This window comes from Pseudosporangium ferrugineum, assembly GCF_003002065.1.
In the GTDB taxonomy this organism is placed as follows: domain Bacteria; phylum Actinomycetota; class Actinomycetes; order Mycobacteriales; family Micromonosporaceae; genus Actinoplanes; species Actinoplanes ferrugineus_A.
In genome coordinates this window covers 34,608-49,105 of sequence record NZ_PVZG01000024.1, presented here as the reverse complement: position 1 = coordinate 49,105, position 14,498 = coordinate 34,608, and the positions used below count along the sequence as shown (strand labels likewise).

14 protein-coding genes, 1 pseudogene and 1 riboswitch are annotated in these 14,498 nt (G+C 74.5%); of the genes and pseudogenes, 10 read left to right on the top strand and 5 right to left on the bottom strand.

The window, feature by feature from the left end; genetic code table 11:
* Window positions 1-52: 52 nt before the first annotated feature.
* Window positions 53-868 carry a tRNA pseudouridine(38-40) synthase TruA gene (gene truA, locus CLV70_RS33395; protein WP_106130620.1) on the top strand — a complete coding sequence of 272 codons (816 nt, stop codon included), beginning with the start codon at window positions 53-55 and terminating at the stop codon, window positions 866-868.
* Between the two features lie 13 nt (window positions 869-881).
* Here truA and CLV70_RS33390 read toward each other — a convergent pair whose 3' ends face one another.
* On the bottom strand, window positions 882-1,784 hold the full coding sequence (locus tag CLV70_RS33390; RefSeq protein ID WP_106130619.1) for a hypothetical protein: 903 nt from the start codon (window positions 1,782-1,784) through the stop codon (window positions 882-884).
* 94 nt (window positions 1,785-1,878) lie between these two features.
* On the opposite strand from CLV70_RS33390, the gene CLV70_RS33385 reads away from it, so the two are divergent.
* From CLV70_RS33385 to thiC, 9 genes and pseudogenes are all read left to right on the top strand, one after another.
* Window positions 1,879-2,502 (top strand): class I SAM-dependent methyltransferase, encoded by a 624-nt coding sequence (locus CLV70_RS33385; protein WP_106130618.1) that lies wholly within the window; start codon window positions 1,879-1,881, stop codon window positions 2,500-2,502.
* Window positions 2,503-2,533: 31 nt separating this feature from the next.
* Entirely contained in the window at window positions 2,534-4,189 is a 1,656-nt protein-coding gene (locus tag CLV70_RS33380) for an ABC-F family ATP-binding cassette domain-containing protein (RefSeq protein WP_106130617.1), read from the top strand.
* A gap of 47 nt (window positions 4,190-4,236) precedes the next feature.
* A riboswitch (TPP riboswitch) is annotated at window positions 4,237-4,348 on the top strand.
* A gap of 23 nt (window positions 4,349-4,371) precedes the next feature.
* Window positions 4,372-4,986 (top strand): thiamine phosphate synthase, encoded by a 615-nt coding sequence (gene thiE / locus CLV70_RS33375; protein WP_425440261.1) that lies wholly within the window; start codon window positions 4,372-4,374, stop codon window positions 4,984-4,986.
* The gene (gene thiO / locus CLV70_RS33370; protein WP_106130615.1) at window positions 4,983-6,011 is read left to right on the top strand and encodes a glycine oxidase ThiO; all 1,029 of its coding nucleotides are present in this window, start codon (window positions 4,983-4,985) and stop codon (window positions 6,009-6,011) included. The genes thiE and thiO overlap by 4 nt, the downstream gene beginning before the upstream one ends.
* A complete protein-coding gene (gene thiS, locus CLV70_RS33365) occupies window positions 6,008-6,208 on the top strand; it encodes a sulfur carrier protein ThiS (RefSeq protein ID WP_106130614.1) in 201 nt (66 codons plus the stop codon). The genes thiO and thiS overlap by 4 nt, the downstream gene beginning before the upstream one ends.
* A gap of 1 nt (window position 6,209) precedes the next feature.
* Window positions 6,210-6,959, top strand: a complete 750-nt coding sequence (locus CLV70_RS33360; RefSeq protein WP_106130613.1) for a thiazole synthase — start codon at window positions 6,210-6,212, stop codon at window positions 6,957-6,959.
* Complete coding sequence (locus CLV70_RS33355) at window positions 6,953-7,600, top strand: thiamine phosphate synthase (protein WP_106130612.1); 648 nt, start codon at window positions 6,953-6,955, stop codon at window positions 7,598-7,600. The genes CLV70_RS33360 and CLV70_RS33355 overlap by 7 nt, the downstream gene beginning before the upstream one ends.
* The gene (thiD, locus tag CLV70_RS33350) at window positions 7,597-8,355 is read left to right on the top strand and encodes a bifunctional hydroxymethylpyrimidine kinase/phosphomethylpyrimidine kinase (protein WP_106130611.1); all 759 of its coding nucleotides are present in this window, start codon (window positions 7,597-7,599) and stop codon (window positions 8,353-8,355) included. The genes CLV70_RS33355 and thiD overlap by 4 nt, the downstream gene beginning before the upstream one ends.
* Window positions 8,356-8,421: 66 nt before the next feature.
* Window positions 8,422-10,161, top strand: a pseudogene (gene thiC, locus CLV70_RS33345) (phosphomethylpyrimidine synthase ThiC); the annotation flags it as partial.
* Window positions 10,162-10,313: 152 nt separating this feature from the next.
* Here thiC and CLV70_RS33340 read toward each other — a convergent pair.
* The 4 genes from CLV70_RS33340 to CLV70_RS33325 all read right to left on the bottom strand — a co-directional run bounded on the left by CLV70_RS33340 (window position 10,314) and on the right by CLV70_RS33325 (window position 14,494).
* The gene (locus tag CLV70_RS33340; protein WP_106130667.1) at window positions 10,314-10,703 is read right to left on the bottom strand and encodes a ribonuclease domain-containing protein; all 390 of its coding nucleotides are present in this window, start codon (window positions 10,701-10,703) and stop codon (window positions 10,314-10,316) included.
* Window positions 10,704-11,108: 405 nt separating this feature from the next.
* Window positions 11,109-13,166 (bottom strand): hypothetical protein, encoded by a 2,058-nt coding sequence (locus CLV70_RS33335; protein WP_146164249.1) that lies wholly within the window; start codon window positions 13,164-13,166, stop codon window positions 11,109-11,111.
* A gap of 75 nt (window positions 13,167-13,241) precedes the next feature.
* Window positions 13,242-13,517 (bottom strand): cupin domain-containing protein, encoded by a 276-nt coding sequence (locus CLV70_RS33330; protein WP_106130666.1) that lies wholly within the window; start codon window positions 13,515-13,517, stop codon window positions 13,242-13,244.
* A 35-nt stretch (window positions 13,518-13,552) separates the two neighbouring features.
* Complete coding sequence (locus CLV70_RS33325) at window positions 13,553-14,494, bottom strand: LLM class F420-dependent oxidoreductase (RefSeq protein WP_106130609.1); 942 nt, start codon at window positions 14,492-14,494, stop codon at window positions 13,553-13,555.
* Window positions 14,495-14,498 lie beyond the last annotated feature (4 nt).

Genomic DNA, 14,498 nt, shown 5'->3' with positions numbered 1-14,498 from the left:
CCTTCGTGGGGTGCCGGGCCGTTTCGCTTTCCCGTACGGATGAAGGACGGTTGTGACCGACACGACGCGCCTGCGCCTCGACGTCTCCTACGACGGCGGGGATTTCTCGGGGTGGGCCGCCCAGCCGGGCCGGCGCACGGTCGCCGGGGTGCTCACCGAGGCGCTCGGCCGGCTCTTCGGTCCGGAGGCGCCGCTCGGGCTGACCGTGGCGGGGCGTACGGACGCCGGGGTGCACGCCAGCGGCCAGGTGTGCCACATCGAGCTGCCCACGGCGGAGTGGGAGGCGCGGCGGGACACGCTGCTGCGGCGGCTGGCGGCGCTGATGCCCCCGGACGCCCGGGTGAAGGCGGTCAGGCCGGTGCCGCCCACCTTCGACGCGCGGTTCTCGGCCACGTTCCGCCGCTACGAGTACCGGGTCGCCGACACGGTGTACGGGCCGGAGCCGCTGCGCCGCCACGACACGCTGGGCTGGGTGCGGCCGCTGGACCTGACCCGGCTCCACGAGGCGGCGGCGGGGCTGGTGGGGCTGCACGACTTCGCCGCGTACTGCAAGCGCAAGGAGCATGCGACCACCGTGCGCGCGATCACCCGGCTGGAGTGGCGCCGGGATCCGGACGGGGTCGCGGTCGCGACCGTGCAGGCCGACGCGTTCTGCCAGGCGATGGTCCGCAGCCTCGTCGGGGCGATGCTGACCGTCGGCGACGGGCGCCGCGATCCCGGCTGGCCGGCGAAGCTGCTGTCGCTGCGGGAGCGGTCCAGCGAGGTGACCGTGGCACCGGCGCACGGGCTGACGCTGGTCGAGGTGGGCTATCCGGACGAGGCCGAGTACGCCAGCCGGGCCGAAGCCACCCGCCGGCTCCGCGCCTGACCGGCCGGCGCGGCTACGGGTTGATGCTGCGCCGGGCGATGACGTCCTGGGTGAGGTAGTGCTCGACGACGTCCTCGGTGATCTGCTCCGCGTACGGGTCGTCGTCGGTGACCAGGCTGCCGTCGGGCCGGGAGATCGCGCAGTACAGCACGTAGTGGCCGGCCGTGTGCCAGCCGACCTGGGCGAGCGGCGCCGCCACCGTGCCGCCGGTGCTCAGCACGGCGAAGCTGCCGCGGCCGGCCTCGACCAGCAGCCCCGTCTCCTCGCTGACCGCCGCGGCGGCGTCCGCATCCGCGACGTTGAACACGCCCGCCGTGACCCGGTAGTCGCCGTACGGTGCGATCAGCCCGGCGCGGACGACCTGGCTGCACCCGTGCTCGTCGAGCACCGCCCCCAGCTCGCCGGTGGCCGCGGTGGCGCAGTCGGTGTCGACGTGGGTGACCGCGACCCGGTACGGCTCCGCCCCGGCGGCCGGGCGGATCTCCGTACCGGGGAAGACCTCCCGCCGGGTGAGCGGTTCGGTGTCGACGACGCGGGACCTGATGGACTGCGCCGAGAGGTCCGTCCGGGCCGCGGTGCCGTCGATCGGGCCCCGGCTCTCCTCCGCGACGACGAAGAACCCGGTGAGCACCACGATCGAGGTGATGATGAGCGCACCGAGACCGCTGAGCAGCAGCTGGAGGGCCTGTTGCGGCTGGGCCAGGGGATGCAGCGGGCCGGTCGGGCGGCGCGGTGTCCCCCAGGTGGTGGCGGTCCTGGGGCGCAGGCGCCGGGTGGTCTCGTCCTGGGGCCGTACGGGGGTGCGGCGGTGCTGGGCCGGGACGTGCGTCCGGGTGAGCGCCGGTCTGCTGAGGATCGCGAGTCCGCTCCCCGGGTTCGCGCGATGGGCGGAGCGTGGCCGGGGGTCGCGAAGCATGCCGCCACGCTAGGAGCGCACCGTGATCGATGAACGCACAGGTTGTGCGGCACCCCGATGCCGCGGGGCTCGTTGCGCGCGGGAGACTTGCGGGGTGAGCGCCGATCATTACTTCAGTGCCGAACCGGCCACGCCCGGTGACCGCAGCCGGATCGAGTTCTCCGTGGCGGGGCGGGAGTACGACCTGGCCGTCGCGCGCGGGGTCTTCTCGGCCGGGCGGCTCGACCCCGGCACCGCCGTCCTGCTCCGCAAGGCGGACCTGCCGGACGCGTCAAGCACCGGCACCCTGCTCGACGTGGGCTGTGGCTACGGCCCGATCGCCTGCGTGCTGGCCAGCGAGGCGCCGGCCGCGACCGTCTACGCGATCGACGTGAACTCCCGGGCCCGCGAGCTGACCGCCGAGAACGCCGCGACGCTGGGCCTGGCCGACCGGGTCCGGGTCTGCGCCCCCGACGACGTGCCGGCGGAGGTCACCTTCGACCAGATCTGGAGCAACCCGCCCACCCACGTCGGCAAGACCGAGCTGTACGCCGTGACGGACCGCTGGCTGGCCCGGCTGGCGCCGACCGGGGTGGCCTGGCTGGTGATCAACCGCAACCTCGGTGGCGATTCGCTGCACGCCCGCCTGACCACGCTGGGCTGGGACGTGCGGCGGACGGCGAGCCAGCGCGGCTTCCGCGTGCTGCGGGTGGCCCGGGGTCCGGAAAAAACCGGCTGACCTGCGCCGCTTCCTCGGGGAGGATGGCCGCGTGGGTTACGTGGATGTCGCCGGGGTCGGATTCGTGCTGCCGGACGGGCGGGAGCTGTTCTCCGACGTCTCGTTCCGGGTCGGTGAGGGCGCGAAGGTGGCGCTCGTCGGCCCGAACGGTGCCGGCAAGACCACCCTGCTGCGGATGGTCGCCGGTGACCTCGCCGTCCCGGTCGGCACGGTCGCGCGTTCCGGCGGGCTGGGCGTCATGCGCCAGTTCATCGGGATGATCGGCGATGACCGTACCCTCGCCGATCTTGCCCTGTCCCTGGTCGCCCCCGCCCTGCGGGACGCGGGCAGCGCCCTGGCCGACGCCGACGCCGCGCTGCAGTCCACGCCCGGCTCGGAGAAGGCGCAGCTGCGGTTCGCCAACGCGCTGACCGGATGGGGCGAGGCCGGCGGCTACGACGCCGAGGTGCTGTTCGACACGGTCGCCGTCGCCATCCTCGGCAAGCCGTGGGACGAGGTACGCACCCGCCCGGTGCGCACCCTCTCCGGCGGCCAGCAGAAGCGGTTCGCCCTCGACCTGCTGCTGCGTGGCGGCGACGAGGTGCTGCTGCTCGACGAGCCGGACAACTTCCTCGACGTGCCCGGCAAGCGGTGGCTCGAGACCCGGCTGCGGGAGTCGCCGAAGTCGGTGCTCTACGTGTCGCACGACCGGGAGCTCCTCGCGCAGACGGCGACCCGGGTCGTGGCCGTCGAGGGCGGCAGCGCGTGGACCCATCCCGGCGGGTTCGCCTCCTGGCACGAGGCCCGCGCCAACCGGCACGAGCGGCTCCTGGAGTCGCGGCGACGGTGGGACGAGGAGCACGAGAAGCTGCGGGAGCTCGTCTTCACGCTCAAGCAGAAGGCGACGTTCAACGACGGGATGGCGTCGCGCTACCAGGCCGCCCAGACGCGGCTGCGCAAGTTCGAGGAGGCCGGCCCGCCGCCGCTGCCGCCGAAGGAACAGTCGCTGCGGATGAACCTGCGCGGTGGCCGTACCGGAAAACGGGCCGTGGTCTGCACGGAGCTGGAGCTGGAGGACCTGACCTTCCCGTTCGACCTCGAGATCTGGTACGGCGACCGGGTCGCGGTCCTGGGCGCGAACGGCACCGGCAAGTCGCATTTCCTGCGGCTGCTCGCGGCCGGCGGCTCCGCGCCCGACGCCGACAACAAGCCGGTCGACGGCGCGCCCCTCGCCCACGTCGCGCACAGCGGCACGGCGCGGCTCGGCGCGCGGGTGCGCCCGGGGCACTTCTCGCAGACGCACGACCGGCCGGAGCTGCTCGACCGTACGCTCGTCGAGATTCTGTGGCGCGGCGACGATCACCGGTCCGGGATGGACCGGGCCGGCGCGATGAAGGCGCTCAACCGTTACGAGCTGGCGGCGCAGGGCGACCAGCGGTTCGGCACGCTCTCCGGCGGGCAGCAGGCCCGTTTCCTGGTGCTGCTGCTGGAGCTGTCGGGTGCCACGGTGCTGCTGCTCGACGAGCCGACGGACAACCTCGACCTGGCGTCCGCCGAGTCGCTCGAGGAGGGGCTGCGGGCCTTCGAGGGCACGGTGATCGCGGTCACCCACGACCGCTGGTTCACCCGGGGTTTCGACCGCTTCGTGCTCTTCCGTGGAGACGGCGAGGTCGTGGAGACCCCCGAGCCGGTCTGGGACGTGCGGTAGGACAAGGGTTTACGCGCGGGCCGCGGCTGGGTTACCGTCGGCAGCGGAACCAACCCCACGGGAGTCCGGAGCACCGGGCTGAGAGGGGGGCTGTCGCAGCCCCCGACCGTCGAACCTGATCCGGGTCATGCCGGCGCAGGGAGGAGTGCGTTGTGGACCCTGCTTTCCCGTGCCTTCACGTCATCACCGACGCCCGACCGGGGCGCGCGCCGCTCGCCGTGGTCACCGCGGCGGTGGCCGCCGCCCGGCAGCTCGGCGCGACGGACCGGCTCGCGATCCAGGTACGCGTCGAGGACGACGTCACCGACCGCGCCCTGTTCGAGCTGGCCGCCGAGGTCGTCGCGAGATGCCGGCCGGCCGGGGTGACGTGCCTGGTCAACGACCGGTTGCACGTCGCGCTGGCGGTCGGCGCCGAGGGCGCCCACGTCGGTGCCGAGGATCTGCCGGTGGCCGCCGCCCGCAAGGTGCTCGGACCGGCGGGAGTGCTGGGCGCCACCTGCCGCGACCCGGACGCGGCCCGCGCGGCCGTGGCGGCGGGCGCGTCGTACCTCGGCGTCGGGCCCGCCTTCGCGACCGTCACGAAGCCGGGCCTGCCGGCGCCGCTGGGGCCGGAGCGGATCGGGGCGGTCGCCCGCGCGGTGCCCGGCGTGCCGATCGTGGCCATCGGCGGGGTGACCGCGGACAACGCCGCGGAGCTGGTCCGGGCCGGGGCCGCGGGCGTGGCGGTGGTGGGTGCCGTCGCGGGCGCCGCGGATCCCGGCGAGGCGACCGCGCGGCTGCTGAAGGTCCTTCCGTGAGGCACGTCACCGTGGTGGGCGGCGGGATCGTCGGGCTGGCCGTCGCATGGCGCTGCCGGCAACGCGGCCTGCGGGTGACCGTCCACGACGGAGGCGACGACGACGCGGCCTGGTACGCCGCCGCCGGCATGCTCGCGCCGGCCGGGGAGACGTCCTTCGGCCAGGAGGCGCTGACCGCGCTCCTGGTCGAGTCGGCGTCCCGGTGGGCCGGGTTCGCCGCCGAGCTGACCGCGGAGACCGGGCTCGACCTCGGCCTGGACGCGCGGGGGACGGTGGCGGTGGCGCTCACCGGTGACGATCTCGCGGAGGCGCACCGGCTGTGGGCGTACCGGGAGGAAAGGGATCTCAAGGTGCGGCGGCTGGTGCCGAGCGCCGTCCGGGCGCTGGAGCCGGCCCTGTCCCCGAGGATCCGCGGCGGGGCGCACATCCCCGACGACCTGCAGGTAGATCCGCGACGTGTGGTCGCGGCGCTGCGGGCGGCGCTCGGCGACGCGGTGGTGCCGGGGCGGGTCGGCGAGCTGCCGGCCGGGCCGGTCGTGGTGGCGGCCGGCACGGGGACGGCCGCGCTCACCGGTCTTCCCGTACGGCCGGTGAAGGGCCTGGTGCTACGCCTGCGCGGCGAGCCCGGGCTGCTCCGCCACGTCATCGTCGGATACGCCGACGGCCGGCACGTCTACCTGGTGCCGCGCGCCGACGGCGAGCTGATCGTCGGGGCGACGCAGGAGGAGCGCGCCGACTTCACGGTTACCGCCGGTGCGGTCCTCGAGTTGCTGCGCGCCGCCACGGACCTGGTCCCCGAGCTCGCCGAGTTCCAGCTCACGGAGACCGTCGTCCGGCACCGTCCGTCCACCCCGGACAACGCACCGCTGCTCGGCCGGTGGCGTGACGACGTCATCGTCGCGGCCGGGCACCACCGCAACGGGGTGCTGCTCACGCCCGTCACCGCCGATCTCATCGCCGGCCTGGTCGACACCGGCCGGCCCGATCCGCTGCTCGAAGCCTTTGCGCCCGGGAGGTTCGCATGAGGGTCACCGTCAACGGCGCCGGCCGCACCATCGACGCCGGCAGCACCGTCGAGCGGCTCGTCGCCGCCGTCACCGAGGCACGGCGCGGCGTCGCGGTCGCGGTCAACGGCGAGGTCGTGCCGCGTTCCGCCTGGCCCGGCGCCCGGCTCAGCGACGGCGACCGGGTCGAGGTTCTCACCGCGGCGCAGGGAGGCTGACGTGGACGATCTCTTCGGGACGTCCCGGCTGATCCTCGGCACCGGCGGGGCGGAGAGCCTGGCCGCCCTCGAAGCGGCGATCGTGGCGTCGGGCACCGAGATGGTCACCGTGGCGCTCCGGCGGGTGGACGCGGCCGGTCCGGGCCTGCTGCCGCTGCTCGACCGGCTGGGCATGCGCGTGCTGCCGAACACGGCCGGGTGCTACACCGCCACGGACGCCGTGAAGGCGGCGCAGCTCGCCCGGGACGCGTTCGAGACCGACCTGATCAAGCTCGAGGTGATCGGCGACGAGCGGACCCTGCTGCCGGACGGGGTGGAACTGCTGCGGGCGGCGGAGACGCTGGTGGCGGACGGGTTCCGGGTGCTGCCGTACACCAGCGACGACCCCGTCCTGGCCCGTCGCCTGGCCGACGCGGGCTGCACCGCGGTCATGCCGGCGGGCGCGCCGATCGGCTCCGGGCTGGGGATCAACAATCCGCACCACATCCGGCTGATCCGCGACAGCGTGGACGTGCCGGTCATCCTCGACGCGGGCATCGGCACCGCGTCCGAAGCCGCGCTGGCCATGGAGCTGGGCTGCGACGGCGTGCTCATCGCCTCGGCGGTGACCCGGGCGGCGGATCCGGCGCGGATGGCGGCGGCGATGCGGCACGCGGTCGAGGCCGGTCGGCTCGCGGCCGGCGCCGGTCGCATCCCCAAGCGCTATCACGCCCTCGCCTCCACGTCGGACGAAGGGCTGCCGGCATGGTGACCCCGTCGGGCGTCATCGTGCTCACCGATCGCCGGCTCGCCGCCGGGCCGCTGGTCGAGGTGGTCCGGGCCGCGGTCCGCGGCGGCGCGTCGTGGGTCGTCCTGCGCGACCGCGATCTTCCGTACGCCGAGAGAGCCGCGCTCGCCGCCGAGTTGCGGACGGTGGCCCGGGTGATCGTGGCCGGCCCCGATCCGCTGGGCGGCGACGCGGTGCATCTGTCCGCTGTGGATAACCGGCCCCGGGGAGTGGCGTTGGTGGGACGCTCGTGGCATGGCTCCGAACAACTGTCCGACGAGGACTACGTCACTCTCTCGCCGATCTTTCCGACGGCGACGAAGCCGGGTTACGGGCCCGCGCTGGGGGCGTCGCGCGCCGCTCGGCTGGCTGCCGGCCTTGAAGGGCTGGGGGTGGCCGGGCCGGGGGCTTCCGGGGTGGCCGGGCCGAGGGCTTCCGGGGTGGCCGGGCCGGGGGATTCGGGCGCCGCCGGGCGGCCTTGGCTGGCTTTGGGTGGGGTCGACTCGCCCGAGCGGGCGGCGGAGTGTGTGCGGGCCGGGGCCGCCGGGGTGGCCGTGCTCGGCGCGATCATGCGGGCCGGCGATCCGGAGCGGGTCACGCGGGCGCTGGCCGAGGCGGTCGCATGACGCCGGTGGTGGTGCTGACGATCGCCGGCTCGGACTCCGGTGGCGGGGCGGGGATCCAGGCGGACCTGAAGACGTTCGCGGCGCTGGGGGCGTACGGGGTCTCGGTGATCACGGCGATCACGGCGCAGAACACGCGCGGCGTCACGGCCGTCCACCCGGTGCCTCCGGACATGGTCGCGGCGCAGCTCGACGCCGTGCTCGCCGACTTCGAGGTGGCGGCGGTCAAGGTCGGCATGGTGGGGGATCCCGCTGTCGCCGCGGTGCTGGCCGGACGGGCCGCGGACCTGCCGAACCTGGTGGTGGATCCGGTGCTCGTCGCCACCAGTGGCAGCGAGTTGTCCGGTGTTGCGGCTGTGGCGCCGCTGATCCCGTACCCCCGCGTTCTGACGCCGAACCGCTACGAAGCCGGCGCCCTCCTCGAAACCCGGGTCGAGACGGCCGAGGAGATGGCCCGGGCCGCGGCCCGGCTCGCCGCGCGCGGGCCCGAGGCGGTCGTGGTGACCGGCAGCGAGCTGGCCGTGGACGTGCTCCACACCGACGGCCGGAGCCGGGCGCTGCGCGGTGAACCCGTGCCGACCGCCAACAACCACGGTTCGGGCTGCACGTTCTCGTCGGCGGTCGCCGCGCGGCTCGCGTTCGGGGACGCGGTTCCCGACGCGGTGGCGTTCGCCAAGTCCTACGTCGCGCGGGCGCTGACCGGCGGCCGGGACTGGAAGCTCGGAGCGGGGCCCGGGCCACTGCACCACTTCGCCTGAGGAAAGCCACCGGGGCGGCCCTCTGCGGCCTTGTCGCGCCCGGTTCGTCACGATTGGGGAGGAAACATGAGGCGCAAGGTGTACGTCGAGGGCTCGCGTCCGGACCTGCGGGTGCCGTTCGCCGAGATCGAGCTGAGCGGGGACAACCCGCCCGTGCGGCTCTACGACACGTCCGGGCCCGGCAGCGACCCCGAGGTCGGGCTGCCGCCGCTGCGCGGGCCGTGGATCGCGGCCCGGGGGGATGTCGCTCCGGTCGCCGGGGCGGGCACACCGCTGGCCTTCTCCGGCGGGCCGGCTTCTGCCGGCGGCGATCCGGCTTCTGCTGGCGGCGATCCGGCTTCTGCTGGCGGCGGGCCGGCTTCTGCTGGCGGCGGGCCGGCTTCTGCTGGCGGCGGGCCGGTGGCTGCCGGCGGCGGGCCGGCTGTTTCCGGGGGGACGGCTCCGGTGGCTGCTCGGCCCACTCAGCTGGCCTATGCGCGGGCCGGCATCGTCACCGATGAGATGGAGTTCGTGGCCATCCGGGAAGGCGTCGAGCCGTCCGTGGTGCGGGAGGAGATCGCGGCCGGGCGGGCGGTGCTGCCGGCCAACATCAACCACCCGGAGAGCGAGCCGATGATCATCGGTGCCCGGTTCCTGGTGAAGGTCAACGCCAACATCGGCACGTCGGCGGTCACGTCCTCGATCGCCGAGGAGGTCGACAAGCTCACCTGGGCCACCCGCTGGGGTGCCGACACGGTGATGGACCTGTCCACCGGCAAGCGGATCCACGAGACCCGCGAGGCGATCATCCGCAACTCCGCGGTGCCGATCGGCACGGTGCCGATCTACCAGGCGCTCGAGAAGGTGGACGGCGACCCGGTCAAGCTCTCCTGGGAGGTCTTCCGCGAGACGGTGATCGAGCAGGCCGAGCAGGGCGTCGACTACATGACCGTGCACGCGGGGGTGCTGCTGCCGTACGTGCCCCTGGCGGTGAACCGGGTCACCGGCATCGTGTCGCGCGGCGGCTCGATCATGGCGGCGTGGTGCCTCGCGCACCACCGGGAGAACTTCCTCTACGAGAACTTCGCGGAGCTGTGCGAGATCCTGTCGCGCTACGACGTGACCTTCTCCCTGGGCGACGGGCTGCGGCCGGGGTCCATCGCGGACGCCAACGACGAGGCCCAGTTCGCCGAGCTGCGGACGCTGGGCGAGCTGACCCACGTCGCGTGGGAGCACGGCGTGCAGGTGATGATCGAGGGCCCCGGCCACGTGCCCATGCACAAGATCAAGGAGAACGTGGACCTGCAGCAGGAGCTGTGCGCCGGGGCACCGTTCTACACGCTCGGGCCGCTGACCACGGACATCGCTCCCGCGTACGACCACATCACCTCGGCCATCGGCGCCGCGATGATCGGCATGTTCGGCACCGCGATGCTCTGCTACGTCACGCCGAAGGAGCACCTCGGGCTGCCGGACCGGGACGACGTGAAGGCGGGGGTGATCGCGTACAAGATCGCCGCGCACGCCGCGGACCTGGCCAAGGGCCACCCCGGCGCGCAGGCCTGGGACGACGCGCTGTCCAAGGCCCGGTTCGAGTTCCGCTGGGAGGACCAGTTCAACCTGGCGCTGGACCCGGACACAGCGCGGGCGTACCACGACGCGACCCTGCCGGCGGCGCCCGCGAAGACCGCCCACTTCTGCTCGATGTGCGGGCCGAAGTTCTGCTCCATGAAGATCACGCAGGAGCTGAAGGAGTACGCGGCCAAGGGGATGCAGGACAAGAGCGAGGAGTTCGTGAACGCGGGAGGTCGCGTGTACCTCCCGGTCACGTCGTCGGACGCCTCGGTGGTTCCGTCGGCGGTCCCGCCGGTGGTTCCGGCCGCGGTCTCGCCCGGGGTCTCGCCCGGGGTCCCGGCCGCGGTCTCGTCCGCGGTCGAGCCGACGGGTCCGTCGGCGGCTCCGCCGGCGGTTCCGTCGGTTTAGAGCTTGTAGAAGTTGACGTAGTGGTCGGGGGTGAACCAGGTCTCCTTCGTGGACCGGTTCACCACGATCCGGTATGCGTCCCGCGACGCGCCCTTCGCCCGGGGGTAGACGTCGTACTCGTTGTAGCTCGCGTTCGTCGGCAGCTGGCGTTCCCGGTTCTGGAACGTGCCGCCGGTGTAGTTGTACTGGCCGTACGGCCACGTGTACCAGCCCGCGCTGGTCGGCCAGCCGAGTTGGCTCCAGCCGGTGCGGGCGGTACGCGCGGCGTCGCACCGCGACATCGTGCAGCTCGAGTAGACGGAGGCGGCGGCGGGGTCCGGAGCCACCACGGCGGGCGCGGCGGTGAGCGCGAAGACGACGGCGAGCGCGGTGAGAAGGCGCCGCAGACCGGACCGCCGGCGTGCCGGTCCGGAGGTCTCGCGGGTGCCGGGGTGGGGCGTGGCGGAGGTCTCGCGGGTGCCCGGGTGTGACGGTGGGTGGGGCGCGGCGGAGGTCTCGCGGGTCCGGGGGCGTGACGGTCGGCGGGGCGTGCCGGAGGTCTCGCGGGTGCGGGGGTGTGACGGTGGGCGGGGCGCTCCGGTCGGTCGGTGCGCGCCGGAGGTCTCGCGGGTGGCGGGGTGTGACGGTGGGCGGGGTGCCGGGGTGTCTGGGGACATGCGGGACTCCGTAGCGTCGGGGCCCGGCTGGTGGCGGGGCCGTGCGCTCATCCTGCGATGCCGCGGCGGGTCGCGGTACATCCCCGCCGCATCATTCCATCGGCGTTCGACTATGTGTTACCTCGGTGGGAGGGCCTATTTGCCGAGGCCGCTGACCCAGTCGACGATCTCCTCGTCCTTGCGCCGGCGCAGTCCGAACTTGCCCCGGCCCCGGCCGGCGGTGGGCGGCTCCTGGGCGGACGCGGCCTGCGGGGAGCCGGCTTGAGGGGGTCCGGCCTGGGTGGACGCGGGTCCAGCTGGGGCGGATGCGGGTCCGGCGTGGGTGGGCGCGGTCCGGGCTTGGGTGGGCGCGGGTCCGGCCTGGGTGGGCGCGGTCCGGGCCTGGGTGGATGCGGTCCCGGCCTGGGCGGGCGTGGTGGCGCCGCGCGGTGCCGGGGTCATGGGTGGCAGCGGGTTGACCGGCTCGGGGCGGGGCAGGGGAGCGCTGACCGCCGTCGGTTCCGGGGTGAGCGGCTCCGCGGCGTGGGCGGCGCGGGGTTGCGGGATCGTGGGGTCAGGGGCGTGGCGTGCGGCGGTTGCCGCCGCGTCCGCGCGGCCTCGGGCGAACGGGCGCATGCTGCGGCCGGTGCGGCCGGGGCGGGGCTGTTCGGCGGTCGGTGCGTGCAGGGCCTCGGGTGGCAGCGGGCGGGTTGCCGGCTCCGGGACGTAGGGGTCCTGCTCGGCGGTGGCCGTGCCGGCGTTCCGGGCTCCCCGGGCGAACGCGTCGAACGACGAAGGTTCCTGGGCCGCGTAGTCGCCGAGGGCGACCCCGCGCGCCGGGGGAGGCGCGGCGGGCGGCGGGCCGGGGCGCCGGGTGGGGAACTCGCCGGTGCGGCCGGTGAACGCGTCGGCAACGCTCGGCCGCCGGCCGGTGGCATCCTTCCCGCCGGGCCGCGGTGCGGAGGAGAAGTCCGGGCCGGTGGCCGGCGTCCCACCGGGCCGCGGCGCGGAGGCGAAGTCGGCGCTGGTGGCCGGCGTCCGGCCCGGCCGTGATGCGGAGGAGAAGTCCGGGCCGGTGGCGGACGTTCCGCCCGACGGCGGGGCCGGCGAGAGGTTCGTGCCGCTGGGGCTCGGTGCCGGGGGGAAGTCCGGGGTGGGTGATGCGCCGGGGTCTTCACCCGGGCGGGTGACGGTGGGCGGGTCGAAGACCGCGGTGTCCGAGGGGCGGAGCGGGGGGTCTGCGGGCGGGGGAGTCTGTGGCACCGCGGCGGCCGCGATCGCCGATTCCGGCTGCTCGGTGCGCTTGGGCAGCGGGGGCAGGCCGGCCGTGGGCGGGGTGTCGTCGTCCTCGTCGTCCGGGGCGGGAGGGCGGCGCAGGACCGCCGCCAGGACCGAGCCGAGGACGCCCGCGCCGGTGGCCGTCATCGCTGCCCAGTAGGGCACGACCTGGTAGCGGTCCGAGCCCGCGCCGGGGCCCGCGATCAGGTAGGCGATCGTCAGGAGGGCCGGGCCCGGCAGGCCGGCCAGCGCGATGGTCAGGGTCGGCAGGCCGCGGCGGCGGGCCACCCAGCCCAGGGCCGCGCCGGCCAGCAGGGCCAGGGCCGGCATGGTGGCCAGGGCCGTCCGCTGGGTCACCGCGGGCGACAGGAAGCCCGCGTCGAAGACCCCTAGGCGTACGGCGGGCAGCGGGTCGGACGGGCCCAGCGACGGTGCCACCGAGACCACGGCGATGACCCAGATCGCGATGGCCATGGTGACCAGGCTCCAGCGGGCCACGGCCTGGGCCAGCGCGGCCCACGCGGCGAAGACGCCGACCAGGGCGCCGAGTCCCGCGCAGATGGCGATCACCAGGACCGGGTTGACGCCGGCGATCTGGGCCGTACGGGCGGGTTGCATGGTGAGCGGCACGACGACGGCCGCGCCGATCGCCGCCGCGAAGGCCATGGCGAGTTCGGTGCCGGCGCCGCCGCGGAAGCCGGGCGCCCAGCGGTGGGAGAGGGCCGTGCCGGCGAGGGCGGCGGCCACGGCGGCCACCATCGGGAACCAGGCGATCCAGGCGAGCTGCGCCGTCCACTGATCACGGGCGGTCACCTCGACCACCCGGGTGAGGCGCACGATGCCCAGCCCGTACGCGAGCCCCAACTGGCTGGCGCCCGCCAGGACGCCCACGCCGAGGGTCGCGGACAACAGCTTGGCCCAGGTCCGAAATGCCATGGCGGGCACGTTACGGAATGTGTAGGGTCGCCCGCCAGTCAGGAGGCCGCTTCTTAAGGCTGCCCAAAATTCCGCTTAGCTGTGATCGAGGCCGGTCTTGAGTTCGATGATGCGGCCTATGTACAGAGTGTCACCGGCGTTGGTCAGCATGTGAGTCTGGCCGGGCTCGCGGAAGACGATCCCGCCGGTCTCCTCCTCGACCTCGATGCGCTCGCCGGCCGCCGTGTGGATCACGTTCTTGGCGCCCTGCACGGCCACCACGACGTACGGAAGGCCGTGGTGGTGCAGCGGCTGGGTCTCGCCGGGCCGCAGCGAGATGTGCCAGATCCGCACCTTGTCGTTCTCCAGCATGACTTCCTGGCCGACGGCTCCCAGCACCTGCTCGGTCACAGCGCTCCCAGTTGCGGCAGGACCCGATCGGCGATCAGGTCGACGTGGTCGAGGTCGGACATGTCGATGACGCGCAGGTGGACCCGGGTGGCCCCGATCTCCGCCAGTTCGCCGAGGCGCTGGACGAGGGCGTCGGGCGAACCGACCACCGGGTCCTCCGGGGGCAGGGCGCTGGGCACGTGCAGGGGCGCGGCGCGACGGTGGGCTTCCTCATCCGTACGCCCGAGCGCCACCACCACGCCCGCCGAGAGGGTGAGCGCGCGGCCGGCCGGGCGCCCGTACGTGTCGCAGGCAGCGCGTACCCGCTGAAAGCCCGCCGCCGTCTCCGCCACGCTCTTGAACGGCATGTTGAACTCGTCCGCGAAGCGGGCGGCGAGTTCCGGGGTGCGCCGCGGGCCCCGGCCGCCGACGATCACCGGCGGGCCCGGCCGCTGCACCGGCTTGGGCAGGGCGGGCGCGTCGAGCAGCCGGTAGTGCTTGCCCTCGTAGGAATAGGTGGCGCCGTCCGGTGTGGCCCACAGCCCGGTGATGATCGCGAGCTGCTCGGCCAGCCGGTCGAAGCGCTCGGCCAGCGGCGGGAACGGGATGCCGTACGAGGTGTGCTCGCGCTCGAGCCAGCCCGCGCCCATGCCGAGCTCGATCCGGCCGCCGCTCATCGCGTCCGCCTGCGCCACCATGATCGCCAGCGGGCCGGGCAGCCGGAAGGTCGCGGACGTGACCAGGGTGCCCAGCCGCAGCCGGCCGGTCTCGCGGGCCAGCGCGGCCAGGGTCAGCCAGGCGTCCGTGGGGCCGGGCAGGCCCGGGTCGGCGCCCATCGACTGGTAGTGGTCGGCCCGGAAGAAGCCCTCGAAGCCGGCGTCCTCGGCGTGCCGGGCGAGGCGCAGCTGGTCCTCGTACGTGGCGCCGCGGTGCGGCTCGATGAACAGGCAGACGCGCATCGAT

Coding starts and splice junctions, on each gene's coding strand:
- CLV70_RS33390 (WP_106130619.1), bottom strand. CDS start 1,784: ATGCTTCGCGACCCCCGGCCACGCTCCGCCCATCGCGCGAACCCGGGG.
- CLV70_RS33355 (WP_106130612.1), top strand. CDS start 6,953: ATGGTGACCCCGTCGGGCGTCATCGTGCTCACCGATCGCCGGCTCGCC.
- thiD (WP_106130611.1), top strand. CDS start 7,597: ATGACGCCGGTGGTGGTGCTGACGATCGCCGGCTCGGACTCCGGTGGC.
- CLV70_RS33325 (WP_106130609.1), bottom strand. CDS start 14,494: ATGCGCGTCTGCCTGTTCATCGAGCCGCACCGCGGCGCCACGTACGAG.
- CLV70_RS33335 (WP_146164249.1), bottom strand. CDS start 13,166: ATGGCATTTCGGACCTGGGCCAAGCTGTTGTCCGCGACCCTCGGCGTG.
- thiS (WP_106130614.1), top strand. CDS start 6,008: ATGAGGGTCACCGTCAACGGCGCCGGCCGCACCATCGACGCCGGCAGC.
- CLV70_RS33330 (WP_106130666.1), bottom strand. CDS start 13,517: ATGCTGGAGAACGACAAGGTGCGGATCTGGCACATCTCGCTGCGGCCC.